Source organism: Amycolatopsis sp. NPDC004772, assembly GCF_053601215.1.
In genome coordinates this window covers 41,241-55,371 of the sequence record NZ_JBSGBK010000058.1, presented here as the reverse complement: position 1 = coordinate 55,371, position 14,131 = coordinate 41,241, and the positions used below count along the sequence as shown (strand labels likewise).

General features: G+C 70.2%; 16 protein-coding genes. 10 read left to right on the top strand and 6 right to left on the bottom strand.

Annotated features, from left to right (window positions below; genetic code table 11):
• The first annotated feature begins 648 nt into the window (after positions 1-648).
• The 3 genes from ACWEF6_RS29065 to ACWEF6_RS29055 all read left to right on the top strand — a co-directional run bounded on the left by ACWEF6_RS29065 (position 649) and on the right by ACWEF6_RS29055 (position 2,722).
• Positions 649-1,914: an MFS transporter gene (locus ACWEF6_RS29065; RefSeq protein ID WP_449685843.1), complete on the top strand. Its 1,266-nt coding sequence runs from the start codon at positions 649-651 to the stop codon at positions 1,912-1,914.
• A gap of 13 nt (positions 1,915-1,927) precedes the next feature.
• A complete protein-coding gene (locus ACWEF6_RS29060) occupies positions 1,928-2,482 on the top strand; it encodes a DUF3558 family protein (protein ID WP_449685842.1) in 555 nt (184 codons plus the stop codon).
• A gap of 114 nt (positions 2,483-2,596) precedes the next feature.
• Entirely contained in the window at positions 2,597-2,722 is a 126-nt protein-coding gene (locus ACWEF6_RS29055) for a hypothetical protein (RefSeq protein WP_449685841.1), read from the top strand.
• A gap of 49 nt (positions 2,723-2,771) precedes the next feature.
• On the opposite strand, the gene ACWEF6_RS29050 is transcribed toward ACWEF6_RS29055, so the two are convergent.
• From ACWEF6_RS29050 to ACWEF6_RS29040, 3 genes are read right to left on the bottom strand one after another with little or no spacing between them, the layout of a single operon-like run.
• On the bottom strand, positions 2,772-3,596 hold the full coding sequence (locus tag ACWEF6_RS29050) for an MBL fold metallo-hydrolase (protein ID WP_449685840.1): 825 nt from the start codon (positions 3,594-3,596) through the stop codon (positions 2,772-2,774).
• A complete protein-coding gene (locus tag ACWEF6_RS29045) occupies positions 3,593-4,423 on the bottom strand; it encodes an MBL fold metallo-hydrolase (protein WP_449685839.1) in 831 nt (276 codons plus the stop codon). The genes ACWEF6_RS29050 and ACWEF6_RS29045 overlap by 4 nt, the downstream gene beginning before the upstream one ends.
• On the bottom strand, positions 4,423-5,001 hold the full coding sequence (locus ACWEF6_RS29040; RefSeq protein WP_449685838.1) for a TetR/AcrR family transcriptional regulator: 579 nt from the start codon (positions 4,999-5,001) through the stop codon (positions 4,423-4,425). Before ACWEF6_RS29040 ends, ACWEF6_RS29045 begins: the two co-directional genes overlap by 1 nt.
• A 66-nt stretch (positions 5,002-5,067) precedes the next feature.
• Between ACWEF6_RS29040 and ACWEF6_RS29035 the strand changes: the two genes are divergently transcribed.
• The 4 genes from ACWEF6_RS29035 to ACWEF6_RS29020 all read left to right on the top strand — a co-directional run bounded on the left by ACWEF6_RS29035 (position 5,068) and on the right by ACWEF6_RS29020 (position 8,408).
• Entirely contained in the window at positions 5,068-5,973 is a 906-nt protein-coding gene (locus ACWEF6_RS29035; protein WP_449685837.1) for an aldose 1-epimerase family protein, read from the top strand.
• On the top strand, positions 5,940-6,425 hold the full coding sequence (locus ACWEF6_RS29030) for a GNAT family N-acetyltransferase (RefSeq protein WP_449685836.1): 486 nt from the start codon (positions 5,940-5,942) through the stop codon (positions 6,423-6,425). Before ACWEF6_RS29035 ends, ACWEF6_RS29030 begins: the two co-directional genes overlap by 34 nt.
• Positions 6,426-6,516: 91 nt before the next feature.
• Complete coding sequence (locus ACWEF6_RS29025; protein WP_449685835.1) at positions 6,517-7,170, top strand: TetR/AcrR family transcriptional regulator; 654 nt, start codon at positions 6,517-6,519, stop codon at positions 7,168-7,170.
• Positions 7,171-7,190: 20 nt separating this feature from the next.
• Positions 7,191-8,408 (top strand): amidohydrolase, encoded by a 1,218-nt coding sequence (locus tag ACWEF6_RS29020; protein ID WP_449685834.1) that lies wholly within the window; start codon positions 7,191-7,193, stop codon positions 8,406-8,408.
• 48 nt (positions 8,409-8,456) lie between these two features.
• Here the strand turns inward: ACWEF6_RS29020 and ACWEF6_RS29015 are convergent, their stop codons facing one another.
• From ACWEF6_RS29015 to ACWEF6_RS29005, 3 genes are all read right to left on the bottom strand, one after another.
• On the bottom strand, positions 8,457-9,062 hold the full coding sequence (locus tag ACWEF6_RS29015) for a Uma2 family endonuclease (RefSeq protein WP_449685833.1): 606 nt from the start codon (positions 9,060-9,062) through the stop codon (positions 8,457-8,459).
• Between the two features lie 111 nt (positions 9,063-9,173).
• Complete coding sequence (locus ACWEF6_RS29010) at positions 9,174-9,707, bottom strand: Uma2 family endonuclease (RefSeq protein ID WP_449685832.1); 534 nt, start codon at positions 9,705-9,707, stop codon at positions 9,174-9,176.
• Between the two features lie 49 nt (positions 9,708-9,756).
• Positions 9,757-10,893 (bottom strand): acyl-CoA dehydrogenase family protein, encoded by a 1,137-nt coding sequence (locus ACWEF6_RS29005; protein WP_449685831.1) that lies wholly within the window; start codon positions 10,891-10,893, stop codon positions 9,757-9,759.
• 101 nt (positions 10,894-10,994) lie between these two features.
• On the opposite strand from ACWEF6_RS29005, the gene ACWEF6_RS29000 reads away from it, so the two are divergent.
• The 3 genes from ACWEF6_RS29000 to ACWEF6_RS28990 all read left to right on the top strand — a co-directional run bounded on the left by ACWEF6_RS29000 (position 10,995) and on the right by ACWEF6_RS28990 (position 14,073).
• Complete coding sequence (locus ACWEF6_RS29000) at positions 10,995-11,576, top strand: TetR/AcrR family transcriptional regulator (RefSeq protein ID WP_449685830.1); 582 nt, start codon at positions 10,995-10,997, stop codon at positions 11,574-11,576.
• 41 nt (positions 11,577-11,617) lie between these two features.
• Entirely contained in the window at positions 11,618-12,559 is a 942-nt protein-coding gene (locus ACWEF6_RS28995) for a carbohydrate kinase family protein (protein WP_449685829.1), read from the top strand.
• 197 nt (positions 12,560-12,756) lie between these two features.
• Positions 12,757-14,073, top strand: coding sequence for a citrate synthase (locus ACWEF6_RS28990; protein ID WP_310968644.1), 1,317 nt, complete (start codon positions 12,757-12,759; stop codon positions 14,071-14,073).
• Positions 14,074-14,131 lie beyond the last annotated feature (58 nt).

Below are 14,131 nucleotides of genomic sequence, written 5' to 3'. Positions count from 1 at the left end.
CAAGCTCTCCGCCACATCGCTCGCGACACCTCGCGACCGCTCACACTCTACGGAATACTCCCTTGACCAGCACAAACGACTTTGCCGGAACCCTGCCTGGGAGCGGCGGGGAAGTTGGTCGCTGCTGCCCACACCTGCATCCACCGGCGCCAAGCAGGCGACCCGCTCTTCGATCAACGGGCTACCACGCCGACCCGCAACCCGAGCTGCATCCCGCCGGTCCCGATCTCGTCTGGACATCCGCAACTCCTGAACACTCAGGTGTCGCAACCACCCCTAGAAACCGCCGATCGGCGGGGGATTCGTCGCTGCTGCGTGGTGGGAGCGGGTCTGCTCGGGGTGCAGGCTGGCCTGCGAGGTCGCTTCGCTTGGTGAGTGGTTCGGTGCCCACCACCCCGAAGCCGGAATTGTCACTACGGCCGGTGGTACCGCGTCAAGGCGGGAAAGATGCCTTGACCCGGCACCACCGGCCGTGTTTTGGCTTCGGATCGGGGTGGCGGGGCAGGTCTGGGTGGGGTGCGGGTCTGGGCGTCCGCCTGCGGTTCGGGCGGTGAAGCAGGCGCTGTGTCGCCGGGGCGAGGAAAATCACGCGACTTCAGATAGTTAGCCCCGCTAAGCTGATGTGTCGTGACTGGTGAACCGGGGACCTTGCCGCCCCGCTCGGGCATCCGCAAGCTTCTCGGCCGCATCATCGTCGATACCCGGCCGCTCAAGATTCCGGCCTTCCGGCGGCTTTGGCTGTCCACTGTGGTCACCGCCGTCGGGACTCAGCTCACCGCCGTTGCGGTGCCCAAGCAGGTCTTCGACCTCACCGGGTCCTCCGCCTACGTCGGCCTCACCGGCCTGGTCGCCCTCCTGCCGCTGCTGGTCTTCGGGCTCTGGGGCGGCGCCGTCGCCGATGCCGTCGATCGGCGGAAGCTGCTCTTCGTCACCAACGTCGGCGTCGCCATCACCTCCGCCCTTCTCTGGCTGCAGGCCTTCGCGAACTTCGGCTCCGTGTGGCTCGTTCTCGGCCTTCTCGCCGTCAACCAGGCCTTCTTCGCCATCAACATGCCGACCCGCGGTGCCGTCGTCGCGCGGCTCGTGCCCGGCGAACTGCTGCCGTCGGCCAACGCGCTCAACACCACGATGTCCACCTTCGGCGCCGTCTTCGGGCCGCTGCTCGCCGGGGCGCTCATCCCCGTCCTCGGCCTCTCCACCCTCTACCTGATCGACGTCGTCGCCCTCACCATCACCCTCTTCGCCGTCTGGCGGCTGCCGGCGCTCCCGCCGCTCAACGGCCCTTCGCGCCGCGCCGGGGTCCGGGACGTCGTCGACGGCTTCCGGTACCTCGCCGGGCAGAAGATCCTGCTGGCCTCCTTCGTCGCCGACATCATCGCCATGGTCTTCGGCATGCCGCGGGCGCTGATCCCGGAGATGGCCGAACGCACCTTCGGCGACCCGCCCGGCGGCGGCCCCGCGCTCGGCTGGCTCTACGCGGCCCTGCCGCTGGGCGCGATGCTGATCGGGCTGTTCTCCGGCTGGCTGACGCGCATCCACCGCCAAGGCGTCGCGGTCGTCGTGTCGATCTGCGCGTGGGGTGCCGCGGTGGCCGGGTTCGGGCTCGCGCACTCGCTCTGGCTCGCCGTCGTCTTCATGGCGCTGGCCGGCGCCGCGGACATGGTCAGCGCCGTCTACCGGATGGCGATCCTGCAGGTCGCGACCACCGACGAGATGCGCGGACGGCTCCAGGGCGTCTTCACGGTCGTCGTCGCCGGCGGGCCGCGGATCGCCGACCTCACCCACGGCTGGGGTGCGGCCGCGTTCGGCACTACGGCCGCGGCGACCGGCGGTGGGCTGCTGGTGATCGTGCTCGTCTGCGCGTCGATGCTCGTGCTCCCGGCCTTCTGGCGATACCGGGCGCCGACGGCCTAGGTAGGGTGCGAACATGCGTACCCTAGTTGTCGCTTTTGTCGCTTTGGCCGCCGCGTTGACCGCCTGCTCCTCCGGCGACGAACCGTCGAAGACGCCCTCGCCGTCCGCCGCCCCGAAGCCCGCGCCGAGCACGAACGCCGCCGCGGCGTCGCTCGACCCGTGCAAGCTGCTGCCCGCCGAGGCCGTCTCGAAGGCGCTGTTCCTCGACAACCTCAAGGCGGTGCCGGGCCCGGTCCGGGACAACGCGGCCAACGGCGGCAAGGCCCGCAGCTGCGAGTACCAGAACGGCGGCAAGGCCGCGGGCGCGCTCGCGGTGACCCGCTACGAGGGCAAAACGGGCAAGCCCGCCGAGATGCTCGCGGCGATCAAGAAGGCGAAGCCGGGCGCGCAGGACGTCCCGGGCTTCCCCGACGGCGCCGTCTACTACGTCGACGGCCAGCAGGCCGCGACGCTCGTCTCGGGCGAGCTGGTCGGGGGCACGCCGGTGCTGGTCAATTACACCGGCCCGGCGAAGATGACGCCGGAGCAGCTCACCCCGCTCGTCAAGCAGGCCCTGGCCGCCGGCTGATCACAACCGGCCGGCGAGCTGCCGCTCCGGCAACGTCTCGGCGGGCGGCAACTGCGGCAAGCGGGGCCGCGCGACCGCGCCCGGCGACGAGAACCACTCGCCCGGCGCGGTCTGGTGGCCCGGTCCGGCGCGGCGGACGCCCTGGCGATCCGCGGCTCGGACCGTTCCACGAGCTTGCCCGGCTGCGCGGCGTCCGCCGTCGGCACGGCCGCGCTCCACGACGTCTTCGCCACCATCTGACCTCCCGTCGCCGGAGGGTCGGATGGGGCGAAAAATCGTCCGGTGGGAATCATCGGCGCAGTGCGGCCAGCTCGATCGGGCTGTGGGCCGAGAACACCGTGACCTCGTCCTGGTGGGTCCGCGCCAGCTCGTGCAGCCTCGCCAGGTTCTCCAGCCGGGGACCGCGCAGCGTCTGGACGATCGTCTGGAACGCCGTCAACCCCGGCGGGCAGTGCGGGGCCACCGGGTCGAGCTGGCCGTGGAAGAAGTACGCGTCGCCCGCGTGCAGGAGCCACCCGGTGCCCGTGTCGACCGCCACGCCCGTGTGGCCGCGCGTATGGCCGGTCAGCGGGACCAGCAGGATCTCCTCCGGCAGGCCCTTCAGCGACCGGACCGCCTCGAAGCCGAACCAGGGCTCGCCCGTCTCGTCGTAGGTGCTCCACAGCGGGCGGTGCGCGAACTGCGCCGCGCGGTACCGGTTCTTCTCCGCCGCGTTCGCCGGGACCGTCGCCGCGCGGTGCTCCTCGGACCGGACGTGGACGACTGCGTTCGGGAAGTCCGCCAGCCCGCCCGCGTGGTCGACGTCGAGGTGGGTCATCACGAGGTGGCGGACGTCGGCCGGGTCGAGGCCGAGGGCCTTGATCTGCGCGACCGCCGTCTCGGCGGCCGCCGGCTTCGCGCCGACCATCGCCAGGAACGGGCGGCCCAGCCACTCGCCCGGGCGTGCCACGGCCTGGCTGCCGAAGCCGGTGTCGACCAGTACCAGGCCGTCACCGGTTTCGATGAGCAGGCAGTGCGCGACCAGCTCCGCCCGCCGGAGCAGGCCGGGCTCGCCGTCGAGCAGCTTGCCACCCGCCGGGCGCATCGTTCCGCAGTTCAGGTGGTGCACCTTCATACGCTGCTCCTGGTGCTCAGCCGGAGGAATTCGGTCTCGTCGTGCGCGGCGAAGACGCTCACCTCGTCGCCGTGCTCCTGAACAAGCTGGCGCAGGCGGCGGTGATTGTCCAGCCGGGCACCCCGCACCGTCTCCATGTGGCCTTCGAACCACTTCAGCCCCGGCGGGCAGTGCGGGCCGGCGGCGACCTGGCCGTGGAAGAAGTACGAGTCGCCCGCGTTGAGCAGCCAGCCGTGCCCGGTGTCGACGGCGACCCCGGCGTGCCCGCGCGTGTGCCCGGACAGCGGGACCAGCAGGATCTCCGGCGGCAACCCGTCGAGCTGCCGGACGGCACCGAAACCGAACCACGGCTCACCGGTGTCCGCATAGGACGTCCACTGTGGACCATGGGCGAACTGGATCCGGCGGTACCGGCCGCGCTCGTCGGCGCGCGGGTCGGTGAACGCCCGCAGCTCCTCGGCGTAGACGTGCACCCGCGCCCACGGGAAGTCGATGAGCCCGCCCGCGTGGTCGAGGTCGAGGTGGGTCAGGACGATGTCGCGGACGTCCACCGGGTCGAAGCCGAGCGCGCGGATCTGCGCGATCGCCGTCTGCGCCGGGTCGGCGACCGGGTTGGACTGGCGGACGAACCCCGTGCCCAGCCAGGCGTTCCGGTCGACGGCGGCCGGCGTGCCCATGCCGGTCTCGACGAGCACGAGACCCGTGTCCGTCGCCAGCAGCAGGCAGTGGCAGACCATGGTGGCCCGCCGCAGCAGGCCCGGCCGTCCGTCGATCAGCCGGCCGCCGAGCGGGCGCAGGGTGCCGCAGTTCAGGTGGTGGACGCGCATCAGGAGAACTCCCGGTCGAGGGTCGTGTGCAGGTGGGCGGCGACGGCGCGCAACGGCGCGAGGTCGCGTCGGGTGCGGGCCAGCAGCAGCCCGCCTTCGATCGCGGCGAGCACGATGGTGGCGAGCTCGTCGGCGCGCTCGGCGGAGAGGTTCTGTGCTGCGAAGTAGCCGCTGAGGATGCCGTGCCAAGACTCGTAGCCGTCCGTGCAGGCTTCCCGGATGGGTTCGCTCGTCGCGGCGGCATCGAGGGCGACTGTCGCAATCGGACAGCCACGCTGGAAATCCGATTCGGTGAGGAAGTTCGCGAGCGCCTCGACCGCGCGGTCGATCCCGGTCGCTGCGTTGGGGGCGTCGTTCAGGATGGCTTCGAGGAGAGCGCCGGTGCGCCCGCTCGACAGCCGGACGGCTTCGGCGGCGAGCTGCTCCTTGCCGCCGGGGAAGTGGAAGTAGAGCGACCCCTTCGGCGCGCCGCCGGCCGTCGTCAGCTGGGTGAGGCCGGTGGCGTGGTAGCCCTGCGTCTGGAACAGGTCGGCGGCGGTGTCGAGCATCCGCTGCCGCGTGTCGGTGCGGCGAACCATGACCGAACCGTAGCGCAAACTATGACGACCGGTCTAGTGACTTCGCGGATCGGTAAGGTCGTGCGCATGGGCAACCCGACCGGTCAGCAGTTCGAGATCACCCGCGGCAACGCCCGCGCCGTCGTCACCGAAATCGGTGCCGGGCTGCGCGCGTTCGAAGTCGCCGGCGTGCCGTACGTCGAGGAGTTCCCCGAAGACGCGAAGCCGCCGATGGGCGCCGGGCAGGTGCTGCTGCCCTGGCCGAACCGCACCAAGGGCGGCCTGTGGACGTTCCAGGGGGAAACCCAGCAGCTCGAGGTCACCGAAGAGGCGCGCGGCAACGCCATCCACGGCCTCACCCGGCACCTCGAGTGGGAGCTGCTGGAGCACGCCGAGTCGTCGGTCACCCTGGCCGTCGATGTCGAGGTGCAGCCCGGCTGGCCGGTGCCGCTGCGCGCGACGGTGACGTACGAAGTCGCGCCGCGCGAACTGACCGTCACCCACGAGATCCGCAACGAGGGCGAGCAGCCGATCGGCGTCGGCGTCGGCACGCACCCGTACTTCCGGATCGGCGACGTCCCGACCGACGAGCTGACGCTGACGCTTCCGGCGAGCCGCGTCCGCCCGTCGCTTCCCGAGGAGCAGATGCCGTACGCCGAAGAGCAGGACGTCGAAGGCACGGAGTACGACTTCCGCGCCGGCCGCGTACTGGCCGGCGTCAACCTCGACACGGCGTTCGGCGGCCTCGCGGCGGCCGAGGACGGCCGGCACCACATCGTCCTGAGCCACGACGGCACGCACCTGCTCGTCTGGACCGGCCCCGACTTCCGCTGGGCCCAGGTGTTCACCCCGGACGACCTGATCGGCCGCGGCCGCGCGGTCGCGATCGAGCCGATGACCTGCCCGGCCGACGCGCTCAACACGGGCACCGACCTGATCGAGCTGGAGCCGTCGGCGTCGTGGACGGGCAGCTGGGGCATCCGGGTCCCGTGACGCCGCTTCGCCTGGGCGTCGCCGACGCGGGCGAAGTCTTCACGCTGCAACGGGCCGCGTACGTCACCGAGGCCCGGGCGCACGGGGACCTGGACCTGCCGCCGCTGCTGGAGACCCTGGAGGAGACGCGGGCGGCCCTGGCCGGCTTGTCCTGGGGGCTACGCGAGTCGGGGCGTCTCGTGGCGTCGGTGCGGCTGACGGTGACCGGGCCGGTCGCGGTGATCGGCCGCCTGGTCGTGGCGCCGGACCGGCAGGGGTCCGGGCTGGGCGGGTCGCTGCTGCGGTTCGCGGAATCGGCGGCGCCCGCGGAGGTGACGCTGTTTCGGCTGTTCACAGGCTCGAAAAGTGTCGGACCGTTGCATCTTTACGCCAAGCATGGGTACCAGGAGACGCATCGGACGCCCGAGAACAACCACGAGCTGGTGCACCTGGAGAAGACCAGGACTAACTAGGTTCGTCGTAAATTTAGTATTAACGTAAGTTTAGTCCAGGTTCACTCAAAAGAGTGTCAACATAAACTTGCTACGAGCGTAAAATTGCGTGATGGCTATCGAGACCACCGGGCTACGCGAGGCGAAGAAGCGGGAGACCCGGCAGCTCATCTCCGAACATGCCACCAGGCTATTCATCGCCCAGGGGTACGAACAGACGACCATCGTCGAGATCGCCGACGCTGCCCGGGTCGCCAAGAAGACCGTCACCAACTACTTCGCGCGCAAGGAAGACCTCGCCCTGGGTGACCAAGAGGAGTTCGTCGGCTCCCTGGCCGAGACCGTCGCCACGCGCTCGCCGGGCGAGTCGGTGCCGGCTGCGCTGCGGCGCACGTTCGCCGACGCCGTCGCCACCCGCAGTCCGGTCGCGGGCTTCTGCGGGCCGGAACTCGCCCGCGTGATCGCCGACAGCCCGACCCTGACGACGTGCCTGCGTGGCCTCCACGACCAGCGCGAACAGCGACTGGCCCAGACGCTGGCCGAGGCCGCCCGGGTCCGGCCGGACGACGTCGCCGTCGAGACGGCCGCCGGGATGCTGGGCGCCGTCCATCGCGTGCTCTTCGAGCGCGTCCGGGCGCTCACCCTTGCCGGGCAGGCCGACGACCGGATTGCCGACACCATCGGCGCCGAGGCGGCCCGGGCCTTCGAGCTGCTGGAGACCGGACTGGCCGGCTGGCCCTACACCCGCGTGCAGACGCCGGGGTGAGTTCGTTAGCGTGGCGAACTATGGCGAAGGCAATTGTCGGGGGCTATGTCGTCCCCATCGACGGTGATCCCATCGACGGCGGCACGGTCCTGATCGACGGCGGGAGGATCGTCGCAGTCGGCACCGAGGCCGACGTCGACATCCCGGAGGACGCCGAACTGGTCGACGCGGCCGGCACCTGGGTGCTGCCCGGCTTCATCGACGCCCACGCCCACCTCGGCGTCCACGAGGACGGCGAAGGCTGGGCCGGCAACGACACCAACGAGATGACCGACCCGAACGGCGCCCGCTTCCGGGCCGTCGACGGCATCGACCCCTACGAGCCCGGCTTCGACGACGCGCTGGCCGGCGGCGTGACGAGCGTCGTCATCAAGCCCGGGTCCGGCAACCCGATCGGCGGCCAGACGATCGGCGTCAAGACCTGGGGCCGCAGCGTCCTGGACATGACGTTCGCCGAGCACGTCAGCGTGAAGAGCGCGCTCGGCGAAAACCCGAAGCGCGTGTACGGCGACAAGAAGCAGACGCCGTCGACGCGGCTGGGGGTCGCGGCGATCCTGCGCGAGGCGTTCACCAAGGCCCGCAACTACCAGGCGAAGCGCGCGCACGCGGAGTCCGAGAGCAAGCCGCACGAGGTGGACCTGACCCTGGAGACGCTGTCGAAGGTCCTCGACGGCGAGCTGTACTGGGACCAGCACGTCCACCGCGCGGACGACATCGTGACGGCGATCCGGCTGGCCGACGAGTTCGGCTACAAGCTGGTGATCAACCACGGCACCGAAGGCCACCTGATCGCGGACCTGCTGGCCGAGCGCGAGGTGCCGGTGATCCTGGGGCCGCTGTTCACCACGAAGTCCAAGGTCGAGCTGCGCAACCGCACCCTGCGCTCGGCCGGCATCCTGGCGCGGGCCGGCGTGCGGATCGCGATCACGACGGACCACCCGGTGATCCCGATCAACTTCCTGGTCTACCAGGCGGCCCTCGCGGTGAAGGACGGCCTCGACCCGGCGACGGCGCTGCGTGCGCTGACCGTCAACCCGGCGGCGATGCTGGGGCTGGACGGGCAGATCGGCTCCCTCGCGCCGGGCCTGGACGCGGACGTGGTGCTGTGGAGCGGCGACCCGCTGGATGTGATGAACCGCGCGCTGCGCGTGTTCGTCCGGGGCGACGAGGTGTACCACTTCGACGAGTCACTGGGTGAGGGCGTGTCGAAGGACCGCCGCTACCGGGAGACGCGCTGAGTTTCGGGTGGCACGCCGGTGACCGGGCGGTACCGGCGTGCTGCCCGATCAGCCGAGCAGTGCGGTCAGGTCCAGCTTGACCGGGAACGGGACGTCGGTGGCGAAGGTCCCGGTGACCGCGGCGGCGTCCATATAGCCGAATTCGCCGGCTTGGTGACACGCGACCAGCGAGATGGGCTCGCTCATGTCGATGATCCAGTAGTGCGGGATTCCCGCATCGGCGTACTCGTCGTGCTTCACGTGGTAATCGGTGCGCTTCGACCCCGGGGACACGATCTCGATGACGACGGCGACGTCCTCCGCTCGGAGCATGGCACTGTCCTGCCGCACGCGGGCAATGGCCGCTCTCTCGACGATGAGCAGGTCCGGGCGCCGGGAAAAACCAGGTTTGCCCGGAGGCGCCAAGCCGAGGTTCACATCGGTTTCGGGCAGAACACGGAGGTGGCTCGGCAACTGCGGGGCAAGTTGCTGCCCGAGTTCGAACACTGCGATGTTGTGATCGGCGACAGGGCTGGGGGACATCACGACGCGGCCTTCCACGAGTTCGGTGAAACCTGTGTCGGTTTCACCGAGCGCCGCGTACTCCTCGATCGTCAGCAGGTGATCCGGGATCTCCCACCGTCGAGCAGCGCCCGGCTTGGGAAGTGCAATCACAGCGGCTCCTCACGTCGCCTGGCATTGTCTCACGGGCTCAAGTGCAACCACGAGTGACCGTATCTGTACGGAGCGTGTGACACTGCTACCTCGACGCGGTGAACCACGCGTTCAAGGGGCCAAGGCGTCGAGGTCGAGCCGCGCGCGGAACGGGACCTCCGCGCTGAACACGCCGGTGACCGCGGCGGCGGCCAGGTGGCCGTCGCAGGCGACCAGCGATACCGGCCCCGTGATGTCGACGATCCAGTAGTGCGGGATGCCGGCGTCGGCGTACTCGTCGCGTTTCACCCGGTAGTCCGTGCGCTTCGAACCCGGCACCACCACCTCGGCCACCAGGACCACGTCCTCCGCGCGCAGCAGGCCTTCCGCACGGCCGAACGCGGCACGGTCGAGGACCAGCAGGTCCGGACGGCGGACGAAGCCGGGCTCGCCGTCCGGGGACAACCCCAGGTCCACGTCGTTGGCGACGACGAACGCCAGCCCGCACGGCAGCTGCCGCTCGAGGGCGGCGGCCAGGAGGCAGACCGCGAGGTCGTGCCGGCGGCCGGAGCCGGGCGAGGGCACCACGCGGCCCTCCACCAGCTCCGTGAAACCGGTGGCGTCGAGCGCCGCGTACTCCTCGATGGTCAGCAGATGGCCGGGCATGCGAAAACGCTAGCCGTCCCCGAACGGTGACACCGATCGCTGGATCGAGCTACGCGTTCTTCAGCTCTCGAGCGATGACGACCCGCTGGATCTGGTTCGTCCCCTCGAAGATCTGCGGCACCTTCGCCTCCCGCATGTACCGCTCCACCGGGAAGTCCCGCGTGTACCCGGCCCCGCCGAGCACCTGGACCGCGTCCGTCGTCACCTTCATCGCGCCGTCCGTCGCCACCAGTTTGGCGATCGACGCCTGGCGCTTGAACGGCATCCCGCGGTCACGCCGCCGGGCCGCGTCCAGGTACAGCGCGCGGGACGCCTCCACCGTCGCCGCCATGTCCGCCAGCATGAACTCGACGCCCTGGAAATCGATGATCGGACGGCCGAACTGCGACCGGCCCTTCGCGTACGCCACCGCTTCGTCCAGCGCCGCCTGCGCCAGGCCCACCGCGCAGGCCGCGATGCCGAGCCGCCCCGAGCTCAGCGACGACAGCGCGATGCGGAGCCCGTCGCCGCGCGAGCCCAGCAGCCGCGTGGCCGGTACGCGGGCGTCTTCGAAGATCATCTGGGCCGTCGGCGAGCCGGTCAGGCCCATCTTGCGCTCCCGCGGAGCCGCCGACAGCCCCTCGGTGGCCCCGTCGACCAGCAGGCACGAGATTTCGTCCGAGCCCGTGCGGACCATCGTCGTGTAGAAGTCCGCCACGCCCGCGTGGGTGATCCACGCCTTGGTGCCAGTGACGACGTAGTCCGCGCCGTCGAGACGCGCGCGCGTCGACAGCGCCGCGGCGTCCGAGCCCGCGTTCGTCTCCGACAGCGCGTACGCACCCAGCAGCGAGCCTTCGAGCATGTCCGGCAGCCACTGGTCACGCTGCTCGTCGGTGCCGTACTCCGCGAGCGCGTAGCAGGACATCGTGTGCACCGACAGCCCGACGCCGACCGTCATCCACGCCGCCGCGATCTCCTCCAGGACCTGCAGGTAGACCTCGTACGAAACTTCGCCGCCGCCCCACCGCTCGTGGTAGGGCAGGCCCAGCAGGCCGGACTTGCCGAGCAGGCGGAACTGCTCGCGCGGGAACTGCTCGGCTTCCTCCGCCGCTGCCGCGCGGGGCGCAAGCTCATCGCGCGCGATTTCCCTGGTCAGCGCGACCAGTTCCGCCGCTTCCGACGAGGGCAGCAAGCGTTCGGCGGGCATCGTTGTCCTCCAAAGCGGTACTGAAAACAGTACTGTGGGCTAGTGCAGAGTACCGTACGGCACGTCTGGGGTGGCCGGAAGACGTAGGAGATAGTGAGCCGATGCGCCCCGCACCACGCCGCCGGCCGACCGCCCGCCAGCTGGCGCTGCTCGGCGACCTCGAGGCGCTCTTCCTGGCCGAGGGCTTCGCCGCCTTCACGCTGGACGACCTCGCCGGCCGGCTGCGCTGCTCGAAATCGACGCTCTACGCGCTCGCGCCCAGCAAGGAACAGCTCGCCGTCAAGGTCGTCACCCGGTTCTTCCGCGGCGCCGCGGAGCGGATCGAGGAGCGCATCGCCGGGATCGACGACGCCCGCAAGCTGATCGGGGAGTACCTGGCCGGCGTCGCCGAGCACCTCAACCGGGCGTCGCCCGCCTTCATGCACGACCTCGCCGCGTTCGGCCCGGCCCGGGAGGCCTACCAGCTCAACAGCCGGTTCGCCGCGAAACGGCTTCGGCAGTTCATCGACAAGGGCGTCGCCGACGGGGTGTTCCGCGACGTCCACGCCCGGCTGCTGGCCGAGATGACCGGGCTGATCATCGAGGGCATCCAGACCGGCGTGCTCGCCCAGCGGACCGAGGTGTCCGACGCCGAGGCGTTCACCGCTTTGGGCGAACTGCTGCTCGGTGGCTTGAACAAATAGCGGACAGGAATTGTCAGGCCCGCGTCAATTAAACTCCCGGCGTGATCGTCGTAGGCGGAGAAGCTCTGGTCGACCTGGTTCCCGGCGACCCCCTGGATTCCACTGTGGACGGTGGGCTGCGTGCGCTGCTGCCCCGGCTGGGCGGCGGCCCGTACAACGTCGCGCTGGCCGCCGGGCGGCTCGGCGTGCCGGCGGCGTTCTTCTCCCGCGTCTCCACCGACCGGTTCGGCGAGGCGATGATCGAGCGGCTGCACGCCTCCGCCGTCGACACCTCGCTGCTGCAGCGCGGCGACGAGCCGACGACGCTGGCCGTCGTGGCGCTCGACGCGAAGGGCGCCGCGCGCTACACGTTCTACGTCGAGGGCACCGCCGACCGGCTGGTCGCGGATCCCGGCCCGCTGGCCGACGCTGTGACAGCGCTCTCACTCGGCACGCTCGGCATGGTCCTCGAACCCGGCGCCTCCGCGTACGAGGCGATGCTGCGGCGCGAAGCGGCCCGCGGCGTGCTGACCGTGCTCGACCCCAACATCCGCGAGGCGCTCATCACCGACCCGGCCGCCTACCGCGCCCGGTTCGCTTCCTGGCTGCCGGACGTCCGGCTGCTGAAGATCTCCGACGACGACGCCGCGTGGCTCACCGGAGGCGCCGATCCGGTCGCCGCCGCGAAGACGTGGATCGAGTCCGGTGTGGACGCCGTGGTGCTCACCCGGGGCGCCGACGGGCTTTCGGTGATCACCGCCGCAGGTGAGCTGGCCCACGTGCCGTCGCGAAAAGTCACCGTGGTGGACACCATCGGCGCGGGCGACACCGTGCACGGCGCGCTGCTGGCCTGGCTGCACACCCGCGAGGCCACCGACCTGGCCTCCCTCGACGCCGGCGCGTGGCGCGAGGCCCTCACCTTCGCGGCGAAAGCGGCGTCGATCACGGTGTCCCGCAGCGGCGCCGAGCCGCCCACGTCCGCCGACCTGGCGGCCACCGTGTGAACCTGGTCCCAAATGGGCCCCCACGGGCAACGTCACCGCTGCGCGAAGGCGGGTTTCTCGACTAACGTTGAGGGGCATTCTTCATACCCCAGCGGGGCGGTGTGCAGCGAGGCGCCAGTGTTTCCTCGCGTGAACACGTGGCTACCTGTGGAACGTACAGGCGCCGCCGGCCCGTGCCCAACGTGAGAGGGACTTGCATGTCCGACGCGACGACTGCGGGGCAGTCCGGCGGAGAAACCGCGAAGCTGACCCTGCCGAGTGGCGAGCACGAGTTCAAGATCGTCCACCCGGTCGAGGGCGCGCCCGGGATCGAGCTGGGCAAGCTGCTGGCGCAGACGGGGTACATCACCTACGACCCCGGTTTCGTCAACACCGGTGCCGCGTCGTCCGCCATCGCCTACATCGACGGTGACGCCGGCATCCTCCGCTACCGCGGGTACCCGATCGAGCAGCTGGCCGAGAAGTCGACCTTCATCGAGGTCTCCTACCTGCTCATCTACGGCGAGCTGCCGACGCAGGCCCAGCTGGCCGACTTCACCGAGAAGATCCAGCGGCACACGCTGCTCCACGAGGACCTGAAGGCGTTCTTCAGCGGCTTCCCGCGCGACGCCCACCCGATGCCGGTCCTGTCGAGCGCGGTCTCGGCGCTGTCGACCTTCTACCAGGATTCGCTCAACCCGTTCGACGAGCCGAACGTGGAGCTGTCGACCATCCGCCTGCTCGCCAAGGTTCCGACGCTGGCGGCGTACGCGTACAAGAAGTCCGTCGGCCAGCCGCTGCTGTACCCGGACAACTCGCTGGGCCTGGTCGAGAACTTCCTGCGGATGACGTTCGGCTTCCCGGCCGAGCCGTACGACGTCGACCCGGACGTCGTCAAGGCGCTCGACCTGCTGTTCATCCTGCACGCCGACCACGAGCAGAACTGCTCGACCTCGACCGTGCGCCTAGTCGGCTCGTCCGAAGCGAACCTCTTCGCCTCGATCTCGGCCGGCATCAACGCCCTGTTCGGCCCGCTGCACGGCGGCGCGAACGCGGCGGTGCTCGACATGCTGGAGGGCATCCAGCAGGACGGCGGCGACGTCGCCAAGTTCGTCGAGCGCGTGAAGAACAAGGAAAAGGGCGTGAAGCTGATGGGCTTCGGGCACCGGGTCTACAAGAACTACGACCCGCGCGCGAAGATCATCAAGAACACCGCCGACGAGATCCTCGGCAAGCTGAAGGGCGGCGACCAGCTGCTCGACATCGCCAAGAAGCTCGAGGAAACCGCGCTTTCCGACGACTACTTCGTCGAGCGGAAGCTGTACCCGAACGTGGACTTCTACACCGGCCTGATCTACCGGGCGCTGGGCTTCCCGACGAAGTTCTTCACGGTGCTGTTCGCGCTCGGCCGCCTGCCGGGCTGGATCGCGCACTGGCGCGAGATGATCAACGACCCGGCCACCAAGATCGGCCGCCCGCGGCAGATCTACACCGGCCACGCGACCCGGGACTACATCCCGATGTCCGAGCGCTGATCAATTCCGCGAAAACGCCCCGTCGTGCACCCGCACGGCGGGGCGTTTATCGTTTACC

Excerpts from the sequence above, each read along its gene's own strand:
- ACWEF6_RS29050 (WP_449685840.1), bottom strand. The coding sequence starts at position 3,596 with ATGAAGGTGCACCACCTGAACTGCGGAACGATGCGCCCGGCGGGTGGC.
- ACWEF6_RS29035 (WP_449685837.1), top strand. The coding sequence starts at position 5,068 with ATGGGCAACCCGACCGGTCAGCAGTTCGAGATCACCCGCGGCAACGCC.
- ACWEF6_RS29010 (WP_449685832.1), bottom strand. The coding sequence starts at position 9,707 with ATGCCCGGCCATCTGCTGACCATCGAGGAGTACGCGGCGCTCGACGCC.
- ACWEF6_RS29045 (WP_449685839.1), bottom strand. The coding sequence starts at position 4,423 with ATGCGCGTCCACCACCTGAACTGCGGCACCCTGCGCCCGCTCGGCGGC.
- ACWEF6_RS29020 (WP_449685834.1), top strand. The coding sequence starts at position 7,191 with ATGGCGAAGGCAATTGTCGGGGGCTATGTCGTCCCCATCGACGGTGAT.
- ACWEF6_RS29060 (WP_449685842.1), top strand. The coding sequence starts at position 1,928 with ATGCGTACCCTAGTTGTCGCTTTTGTCGCTTTGGCCGCCGCGTTGACC.
- ACWEF6_RS29025 (WP_449685835.1), top strand. The coding sequence starts at position 6,517 with ATGGCTATCGAGACCACCGGGCTACGCGAGGCGAAGAAGCGGGAGACC.
- ACWEF6_RS29040 (WP_449685838.1), bottom strand. The coding sequence starts at position 5,001 with ATGGTTCGCCGCACCGACACGCGGCAGCGGATGCTCGACACCGCCGCC.
- ACWEF6_RS29000 (WP_449685830.1), top strand. The coding sequence starts at position 10,995 with ATGCGCCCCGCACCACGCCGCCGGCCGACCGCCCGCCAGCTGGCGCTG.
- ACWEF6_RS28990 (WP_310968644.1), top strand. The coding sequence starts at position 12,757 with ATGTCCGACGCGACGACTGCGGGGCAGTCCGGCGGAGAAACCGCGAAG.
- ACWEF6_RS29005 (WP_449685831.1), bottom strand. The coding sequence starts at position 10,893 with ATGCCCGCCGAACGCTTGCTGCCCTCGTCGGAAGCGGCGGAACTGGTC.